This is a genomic window from Pseudomonadota bacterium (assembly GCA_027624955.1).
GTDB lineage: Bacteria > Pseudomonadota > Alphaproteobacteria > UBA828 > UBA828 > PTKB01.
The window spans coordinates 87303-96504 of sequence record JAQBTG010000010.1 but is presented as its reverse complement, the minus strand read 5'-3'; the positions used below and the strand labels follow the sequence as shown (position 1 = coordinate 96504).

Below are 9202 nucleotides of genomic sequence, written 5' to 3'. Positions count from 1 at the left end.
GGCCTGGCGTCCCGGGCGGGCAGGCAAGATAGCCAAATTTCTCGCGCATTTGCTGCTGCTCTTTCCGTTTGAGGAGAATTATTTTGAGGGAACCGGTCTGCAAACGACGATTGTCGGCCATCCCCTGGCCGAGGGCTTTATTGGCGATGCCGATGGCGCAGCATTTCGCCGCGAGCATGGCATTCCGGCTAGTGAATCATTGCTCGCGATCCTTCCTGGTAGCCGGCATTCAGAGGTCTCACGGCATTTGCCGATTTTCGGCGAAACAGTAAATTCTCTGGCGGCGCGTAAGACGCTCGATTGGGCCGTCGTCCCGGCGGTACCGGCATTGCGTAAGGAGATCGCAGCGGCCGTGGAAAGTTGGAACGTTAAAGTGGTGATCATCGACGGTAGTGAGCGAGACGCCAAATACGCCGCGCTAGCCGCCAGCAACGCCGCGCTGACATCATCAGGCACGGCAACTCTCGAGCTGGCGATCGCCGGGGTGCCAATGGTAGTTACCTATCGCGCCAACCCGGTCACCGTTGCGTTGGCGCGGAAGGTCGTGCATGTGCAGCACATCGCATTGGCCAACATTGTGGCGGGACGCCGCGCAGCCCCCGAGTTTCTGCAAGAGGCATGCACGCCAAGTCAGCTCGTGCCAGCGGTCGAGAACATATTGCTTGACCCTGCAGCTCGAGCTGATCAAATCGAATGCTTCCGCATCGTTTCGCGGCAATTGGGAATCGGCGGAATTGCGCCGAGCGAATTGGCGGCGAAAGCCGTATTGGCTGTCGTCAAAACACACTAGCGAAAATGGAGAAATAAAAATGAGTGAGACTGGTTCCGCAGCCCAAATACTTCACACCATGATCCGGGTGAAGGATCTCGACAAGTCGGTCGAATTTTATACCGGATTGCTTGGCATGAAGCTGCTCAGCCGAAACGACTATCCAGGTGGAAAATTCACGTTGGCCTTCGTCGGCTATGGCGACGCAAGTTCAAGCGCCGTAATCGAATTGACCTATAATTGGGACCAGGAACGGGCTTATGATCTCGGCAACGGATTTGGCCATGTCGCCATTGGCGTGCCTGACATTTACGGTACCTGCGAGAAGCTCGAAGCCGCGGGCGCTAACATTCCTCGGCCGCCGGGGCCGATGATGCACGGCACTACAGTCATCGCGTTTGTTGATGATCCGGACGGCTACAAAATTGAGCTGATCGAGAAAAAATAAAGGCGCCGCGATGAGCACCTATTCTGGCTAAAGCAACAGCGTAACGGCTACAAAGGCAAAGCTGCCGATTCCCATGCCCAAAAGTGCCCATCCGCGCGCGCCGCGCCATGCCGGCGGCTTATTGTCGTTTGCCGGCCAGGCGTCCCTGGGATAGCGCGTCGGACCTGATTCAATTGCCTTGCTTTGCCGTCCGCGAAATCCGCCTGACCCAGCGGGTCTACGATGCCGGTCTCCCGGCGCACGCTCAAGCATGTTATTCACCGCTGATCGACGGCGATGTAGCCACGCTGTTTTTCGCCGGTATAAAGCTGGCGCGGCCGGCCAATTTTTTGATGTGGATCTTCAATCATCTCGTTCCATTGCGCGATCCACCCCACGGTGCGCGCCAAGGCGAAAATCACCGTGAACAGGTGAGACGGAATGCCAAGAGCCTGTAGGATGATGCCGGAATAGAAATCCACATTGGGATATAACTTGCGCTCGATGAAATACTCATCTTCCAGCGCGATCCGCTCCATTTCCCGTGCGATGTTAAGCATTTCATTGTCCAGGCCTAAATCGTCCAGCACCTCATGGCAGGTTTTGTGCAGCACTTTCGCGCGCGGATCATAATTTTTGTAAACCCGATGACCGAAACCCATCAGGCGGAAGGAGTCTTCCTTGTCCTTGGCTTTGGCAACGAATTCGGGGATACGATCCACGGTGCCGATTTCGTCAAGCATATGGACGACGGCTTCATTGGCGCCGCCATGTGCCGGGCCCCACAGGGTCGCAATTCCGGCGGCGATGCAAGCATAAGGATTGGCGCCCGACGATCCGGCGAGGCGGACCGTCGAGGTCGAGGCATTCTGTTCGTGATCCGCATGCAGGATCAATATCCGATCCATCGCCTTCGCCAATACCGGGTTGATTTCATAATCCTGGCACGGCACCGCAAACAGCATATGGAGAAAATTTTCGGAATAATTCAGATCGTTGCGCGGATACACGAAAGGCTGGCCGATGGCATATTTATGGGCCATCGCCGCGATCGTCGGCATCTTCGCGATGAGGCGGTGTGACGCAATCATCCGTTGGCGCGGGTCCTCAATATCGGTGGTATCGTGATAAAACGCCGCCAAGGCGCCGACGACGCCGATCATCACGGCCATCGGGTGGGAATCACGTCGGAAACCCCGAAACAGGTAATTAATCTGTTCATGCACCATTGTGTGCTGGGTAATGGTGTCGTCGAAACTCTGTTTCTGATGAGCATTCGGAAGCTCACCATAAAGCAGTAGATATGCGACTTCGAGAAAATCGCTGTTCTCGGCAAGATCGTCGATGGCATAGCCGCGATGGAGAAGCGTTCCCTCGTCGCCGTCGATATAGGTAATCTTGGATTCGCACGAACCAGTAGAGGTAAAGCCCGGGTCGTAAGTGAATTTGCCGGTTCCGCTGTATAGGTTGCGGACATCGATCACTTTCGGTCCCAAACTTCCTGTAATAACGGGAAGCTCGATGGTTTGACCGGTCGCGTTGTCTGTCAAAGAGAAGGTTGCGTTGTCGGAGGACAAACCTTTCTGCGCATCGGCGGTCATAAATATTCCTTATCGTAGATATGGACAGCAAGCGTTCTCGGGCGAATTCGGCGTGCGAAGACCCACTTGGCCCAGGCCCACAATCATAGGCCTGAAGGCAGTATTTATCAATTCTAAAGGCCGGCTAGGGCGCTTGCGCGGCAACGTCACTCAACCGCCCGAGAGATTCCTCTCGCCCAAGAGATATCATTACATCGAAAATGCCGGGAGATACCGTTTTCCCGGTCAATCCTGCTCGTAATGGCTGTGCCACATCACCCATTTTCAATGAATGGCTGTCAATAAAGCCGCGCACCGCTGATTCCAGAGATTCCGTGCTCCATTCGTCCAGCGCTTCCAATTCGGTCAACAATTCCGCCACCATTATTCGTGTGGCCGGCGTGATGATTTTTGCAGCTTTTTGATTAAAAGACAAAGGGCGCTGAACAAACAAAAACAGTGCGTTTTCAGCTATTTCAACGAGATTGTTTGCCCTTGTCTTGAGGCTCGGCAACAAGGATTCGAGACGCAGGAGCAGAGCCGGATCCGGCGCCTTTTCAAGCAAATCCGCTATGCGCGGCTCGAGCAGAGAAAGCAGCCTGCTGTCATCCGCTTGGCGGATGTAATGGCCGTTGAGACTGTTCAACCTCTCCATGTCGAAGCGCGCCGGCGAACGGCCGATTGACGCCAGCTCAAACCACTCCATAGCCTGCTCGCGCGAGATTATTTCGTCATCGCCATGACTCCATCCTAAGCGCAGAAGGTAGTTGCACATGGCTTCGGCAAGAACGCCCATTTCGGCATAGGCAGCGACCGCAAGCGCGCCGTGGCGCTTCGATAGCTTGGCACCATCGGCACCGTGAATGAGGGGTATGTGCGCATATTGAGGCGGTTGCCAGCCAAGCGCGAAAAAGAGCTGTGTTTGGCGCGCGGCATTTGTCAGATGATCGTCGCCACGTATAGCGTGGGTCACGCCCATGTCGTGATCATCTGCGACGACGGAAAGCATATAGGTCGGCGTGTCGTCTGAGCGCAGAAGGATCATGTCATCGAGCTGTGCATTGGCGACGCGCACGGCGCCCTGCACCAAATCTTCGATAACCGTTTCACCTTCGGTCGGCGCCCTGAAACGGATAACCGGCGCGATGCCCGCTGGCGCCTCGGCGGGGTCGCGGTCGCGCCAGCGCCGGTCGTAAAGCATGCGCCGGCCTTCCGCGCGCGCCTGCTCGCGCATTTCGGTTAATTCTTCCGGCGTGCACCAGCAGCGATATGCATTTCCAGTCTTAATTAACTGATGTGCAAGCTCCGCGTGCCGCCCGGCGCCTGTGGATTGGAATACCACTTTGTCGTCATGCGCTAGGCCCAGCCAGTCAAGGCCATCGAAAATGGCCTGAACGGCGTCTTCGGTCGAGCGAACGCGATCTGTGTCTTCGATACGAAGCAGAAACTTGCCGTTGGTATGGCGCGCATAGAGCCAATTGAACAACGCAGTTCTGGCGCCGCCGACATGAAGAAATCCAGTTGGCGACGGAGCGAATCTTGTAACGACGGTCATGCTTTCTTGGCCACCATTCAAAGGCTACTGTTGTGATGCTTCGCGCGTCCGGCATGTAGCATATTCCGTCCGGGATAGGGAAATTACTGCCCGCTATTTGTGGCCGGGCGCAACGAGTTGATACAGCAATAAAACGGGGGTGCTTCATGCGTCTCGCGGTGGCTAGCGGTCTGGATTCTCTGAGCCATGCGCTCGGCCGGACGAAGGAGCGATTAGCCGCTGCGCTTTTGTATTCCGAGCGTGAACGCTGGTTACTGTGGGCGCCCGTCGCTTTAGCCTTCGGCGTTGCCGGGTATTTTTTGCTCCCTATCGAGCCGCCTCTTTGGGCCGGGCCGGCATGGGCTGCCATTTTCTTCGGCCTCGCTTTCTGCTCTCGGCAACGCACCTGGCTGGCTTTGTTTTTCCTTGGACTCGCCATAGCGGGTTGTGGCTTAGCGGCCGGTCAGGTCAGAACAATGATCGTCGCTGCGCCGATCTTGAAAGAGAAAATTGGCCCGGTTGAAGTGCATGGTCGCTTAATTGATGCCGGAATCGGCGACGGTCAACAACGTTATGTTCTAGACAATTTGACGATACGAGACGTTCCGGCTGTTGAAACACCGTTGCGCGCCCGCATTACCGTTCATGTTCCATCCCTCGGCAATAAAGACGGCGCATCGTCGCGCCCTACGCCCGGTGATTATGTTCGCCTCACCGCGTCGCTACAGCCACCGCCCGAGCCAGTTGCTCCCGGTGCCTGGGATTTTGGCCGGCAATCTTGGTTTCAAGGAGTTGGCGCAGTCGGGTTTTCCTACGGCGCGGCGGAACTTCTCGATGATGCGAGTCAGCCACCGCACCGCGGCGTATCCGTTTGGCTGCGCGGTTTGCGGTATCGGATATCGTCCCGCATCGTCGCCGTTTTGGAAGATCGCGGCGGTGGGCTAGCAACGGCGCTGTTGACCGGCGACCGGAGCGCAATTCCAAAATCTACATTGGACAACATGCGAGCTTCGGGGCTCGCGCATCTTTTGGCGATTTCCGGACTACATATCGGGTTGGTCGCGGGCATCATATTTGTTGTCGTTCGAATAGGTCTGGCGGCAATCGAGCCATTGGCCTTGCGCTATCCGATAAAAAAGTGGGCTGCGCTGACGGCTCTGCTTGGCTCACTGTGCTATTTGCTTCTTTCCGGCGCCAGCATACCGACCCAACGCGCTTTCATGATGACCAGTCTCGTACTGCTCGCGATAATTCTGGACCGCACGTCGCTGTCGATGCGCTTGATCGCTCTTGCCGCCTTCATTCTGCTTCTCTTCAGACCGGAGAGTTTGATGGGGCCGAGTTTCCAAATGTCATTCGCGGCAGCAGCCACACTGGTCGCTGCCTATGAATTTTTGCGCCGGCCACTGGCTAGTCTCGCTTCAGGCGCGAGCCTGAAACTTCGACCGCTGCTTTATCTCCTCGGCATCGCTGTAACCTCTATTGTCGCCGGCGGCGCGACCGCGCCGTTCGCGATTTACCATTTTAACCGCTTCGCCGAATATGGTTTGTTGGCCAACCTTGCTGCAGTGCCACTGACCGGGCTATGGGTGATGCCCTGGGGTCTGTTGGCGTTGCTTCTGATGCCGTTCGGTCTCGAAAAATTAGCGCTTGAGCCCATGGGCTTGGGATTGCAAGCGATGGATTGGATTGCCGGGAGTGTCGCCGGCATGCCGGGATCGGTCATTCACGCCGGTGCCATGCCACCGCTGGCGCTCGCCTTGATCGTGCTGGGCGGTGTTTGGCTTTGTATTTGGCGGCGGCCGTGGCGCTTGGCCGGGTTCCTACTTGTCATACCCGGCCTTGTCCTCATGCTGACTCACCGCTCGCCCGATATTTTGATCGACGGCGATGGCCGGTTGATCGCGACACGGGACGAAAGCGGTGAGATTTGGCTTTCATCGCTGCGCCGGGCGCAATTTGCTGGCGATATTTGGTTGCGCCGGGCGGGCCAAGAAAAATCATCGGAGTGGCCTTGGCGCGAAGGCGCCCCAGCTCCGGAAGGGTTGCGCTGCGATTCCCTCGGATGTTTACAGGAAATTGCCGGACAGAAGATCGCCTTCGTCCGTGACGCACGCGCGCTACCAGAAGATTGTGCTGAGGCAAACCTGGTGATCAGCTTGGTTCCGGTAAGAATACTCTGCGCTGCGCCGCATACTGTGATTGACCGTTTTGATCTGTGGCGGCACGGTGCCCATGCAATCTGGTTGGAAGTTGGGGGCGCCCGCGTTCGCACGGTCGCCGAGGCGCGGGGCGACAGGCCGTGGGTGCGGCGCCGGCAAACTGAGAAAAATTAAAACAATCGGCCGGGCAGCAGTCTCAGTAACTACGTATGATTCCGGCTAGCCGGCCCTGCACACGCACGCGCCCGGGGCCAAATATCCTCGTCTCGTAGGACATGTTTGCCGGTTCAAGCGCAATGGACTCGCCCTTGCGCCTGAGGCGCTTCAGCGTGACCTCTGACTCATCCACGAGGGCAACCACAATGGTCCCATTTTCTGCGCTTTCGCAGCGTTCGATGACGGCCGTATCGCCATCGAGAATGCCGGCCTCAATCATGGAATCGCCGTCGATTTCAAGCGCGTAATGGTCCCCTTTGCCCAACATGCTGGCAGGGATGCTGATCGTATTTGATTCATCGCGCAGCGCTTCGATCGGCATGCCCGCAGCGATACGCCCATAAAGAGGCAACAACACACTCTCTGAGGATTCGATTGCGCGATTGTTCCGGTTTTGGCTGAAGTCGCCTTCGATGACGCTGGGATGGAAGCCTCTACCCACCGGTTCGGCGACTTCGGCGCGATGCGACGACGGCAGCTTGGTAATTTCCAAGGCCCGCGCACGGTGCGGCAGACGGCGCAGGAAACCACGTTCCTCTAGCGCCGTAACAAGCCGATGAATTCCAGATTTTGACTTGAGATTTACCGCCATTTTCATCTCTTCGAATGACGGAGCCGTACCGTGATTTTTCAAGTGTTCATCGATGAAGAGCAGTAGTTCAAGCTGTTTTTTGGTCAGCACGCCCGGCCCTCCACAAAATGAACAAAATAGAAACGATGAGTTATGTTCTAGTTTGGTTCTTTTTGGCTGTCAAGAAATTATCGGAGAGTTTCTGGCCCGAGGCGGTGATTTCTATATTAGCGGAATATCCGAAGAAAACGGGATGACCTTGACTACATCGCCTGCCACAACGGCGGGGTCGAATGGTGGACGCACAATAAGCGCCTCTGATTGGGCCAAGAGAGAAATCATCGAACTGTCCTGACGATCAAACGGCGAGACAGAAAGTTCGCCGTCTGGTGTCGTCTGCAATGTCGCCCTCAAATAATCCTGCCGTTCATCATTGGCCGCCAAATCGCGATCAATCCGTACCGGCCATTCTGGCGATGCCTGGGCTGCGAGGCCGAGCATGCGGAACATCGCCGGGCGCAAAAAAATAAGCGCGCAGACGAGCGCCGAAACCGGATTTCCGGGCAAACCCAGCACGCGCGTATCGCCGATCGAGCCAAAGATAAGGGGCTTGCCGGGGCGCATGGCAATCTTCCAAAAATCTAGTTCAAGTCCGATCTCACCCAACACGCTTTGCACCAGATCATGATCGCCCACCGAGGCGCCGCCCGTAGTCACCAATATGTCCGCGCCCCTTGCTCCGGCCGCCATCGCCTTCAGTCCTTGCCGGTCATCCGGGGCGATACCGAGGCTGAGCGGCTCACCGCCATAGTTCCGTACGGCGGCTGCAAGCGCGTGAGAGTTTGAGCTGACGATCTGGTTGGGCCCGATCGGCTCGCCAGGCATCACGATTTCATCGCCGGTCGCCAGGATCGCCACGCGCGGCTTGCGCCGAACTGCGAGCGAAGGATGATTCATGGCTGCGGCATAGCCGATGGCACGAGGTGTCAGGTGCTGCCCAGCCTTGAGGCCGATGTCGCCGGCGCTAAAATCCAGGCCGGCAGGGCGGATAAACTGCGCTTTGCGTGCCGCTTTCAAAACCGTGATCTGCTGTCCGTCAGCCTCGGTATTTTCCTGAATGACGATCGTGTCAGCGCCGTTTGGCATGCGTGAGCCGGTAAAAATGCGCACCGTCTCGCCCGGCCCGACGGTTCCTTCGAACTGTTGCCCGGCAGGTACGTCGCCAATTTGCCTAATTGTTACGGGCGCATGCGTCACGTCTTCACTCCGCACCGCGTACCCGTCCATAGCCGAAACATCGAACGGTGGCTGCGTCGTTCGCGCCACTACATCTTCCGCCAGAACGCGGCCAACCGCTTCGCCCAGCCATACAGTTTCGGCGGCCAAGGGCTCGAATGCACCAGTAATTCGTGAAATGGCCTCGCCAACGGATATCATTCGGGCGTCGTCCTAATGCCAGGGAAGTTCAGTCTTGGACAAAGTCGCCGGATTTGCCGCCGGCCTTGTATGTCAGCCGCAAGTCCGTAATGCGCATCCCGCGATCGACGGATTTGCACATGTCGTAGACCGTCAGCGCCGCCACGGAAGCGGCGGTCAGCGCTTCCATTTCAACACCGGTGCGTGATTTAACGCGGCAGGTGGCAGAGATATCAACGGCGTTTCGTTCGCTGTCACAAACGAGGTCCACCTCAACCGCGTCCAGCCCAAGCGGATGGCAGAGCGGGATCAGATCAGATGTGCGTTTGGCCGCCATGATTCCGGCGAGCCGTCCAACCTGAAGCACATCGCCCTTCTTGACGCCACCGGTGCGGATTAATTGCAGCGTTTCAGGTTGCATAAGAACGCTGGCCTGGGCGGTAGCACTACGTTCAGTGATTGCTTTCCCCGAGACGTCGACCATGCGGGCGCGGCCGTCATCGTCGAAATGGGTGAATGAGGACATG

The 9202-nt window shown here is 57.1% G+C and carries 8 protein-coding genes; 3 read left to right on the top strand and 5 right to left on the bottom strand.

Annotated elements, in window-relative coordinates:
- Together O3A94_05960 and gloA are read left to right on the top strand one after the other, a co-directional pair.
- Positions 1-790 (top strand): lipid-A-disaccharide synthase (locus tag O3A94_05960; GenBank protein ID MDA1355799.1); only part of this gene is annotated, 790 nt, incomplete at its 5' end.
- A gap of 19 nt (positions 791-809) precedes the next feature.
- Positions 810-1217, top strand: a complete 408-nt coding sequence (gene gloA, locus O3A94_05955) for a lactoylglutathione lyase (protein ID MDA1355798.1) — start codon at positions 810-812, stop codon at positions 1215-1217.
- A 257-nt stretch (positions 1218-1474) separates the two neighbouring features.
- Here the strand turns inward: gloA and gltA are convergent, their stop codons facing one another.
- Positions 1475-2797 carry a citrate synthase gene (gltA, locus tag O3A94_05950; protein MDA1355797.1) on the bottom strand — a complete coding sequence of 441 codons (1323 nt, stop codon included), beginning with the start codon at positions 2795-2797 and terminating at the stop codon, positions 1475-1477.
- A gap of 124 nt (positions 2798-2921) precedes the next feature.
- Positions 2922-4331, bottom strand: coding sequence for a glutamate--tRNA ligase (gltX, locus tag O3A94_05945; protein ID MDA1355796.1), 1410 nt, complete (start codon positions 4329-4331; stop codon positions 2922-2924).
- Positions 4332-4477: 146 nt separating this feature from the next.
- On the opposite strand from gltX, the gene O3A94_05940 reads away from it, so the two are divergent.
- A complete protein-coding gene (locus O3A94_05940; protein ID MDA1355795.1) occupies positions 4478-6646 on the top strand; it encodes a ComEC/Rec2 family competence protein in 2169 nt (722 codons plus the stop codon).
- A 22-nt stretch (positions 6647-6668) separates the two neighbouring features.
- Here the strand turns inward: O3A94_05940 and lexA are convergent, their stop codons facing one another.
- From lexA to moaC, 3 genes are all read right to left on the bottom strand, one after another.
- Positions 6669-7370, bottom strand: coding sequence for a transcriptional repressor LexA (gene lexA / locus O3A94_05935; GenBank protein MDA1355794.1), 702 nt, complete (start codon positions 7368-7370; stop codon positions 6669-6671).
- Between the two features lie 111 nt (positions 7371-7481).
- The gene (locus O3A94_05930; GenBank protein ID MDA1355793.1) at positions 7482-8696 is read right to left on the bottom strand and encodes a molybdopterin molybdotransferase MoeA; all 1215 of its coding nucleotides are present in this window, start codon (positions 8694-8696) and stop codon (positions 7482-7484) included.
- Between the two features lie 28 nt (positions 8697-8724).
- Positions 8725-9201 (bottom strand): cyclic pyranopterin monophosphate synthase MoaC, encoded by a 477-nt coding sequence (moaC, locus tag O3A94_05925; GenBank protein MDA1355792.1) that lies wholly within the window; start codon positions 9199-9201, stop codon positions 8725-8727.
- Position 9202: the final 1 nt, after the last annotated feature.

Coding starts and splice junctions, on each gene's coding strand:
- gloA (MDA1355798.1), top strand. CDS start 810: ATGAGTGAGACTGGTTCCGCAGCCCAAATACTTCACACCATGATCCGG.
- gltX (MDA1355796.1), bottom strand. CDS start 4,331: ATGACCGTCGTTACAAGATTCGCTCCGTCGCCAACTGGATTTCTTCAT.
- O3A94_05930 (MDA1355793.1), bottom strand. CDS start 8,696: ATGATATCCGTTGGCGAGGCCATTTCACGAATTACTGGTGCATTCGAG.
- gltA (MDA1355797.1), bottom strand. CDS start 2,797: ATGACCGCCGATGCGCAGAAAGGTTTGTCCTCCGACAACGCAACCTTC.
- moaC (MDA1355792.1), bottom strand. CDS start 9,201: ATGTCCTCATTCACCCATTTCGACGATGACGGCCGCGCCCGCATGGTC.
- O3A94_05940 (MDA1355795.1), top strand. CDS start 4,478: ATGCGTCTCGCGGTGGCTAGCGGTCTGGATTCTCTGAGCCATGCGCTC.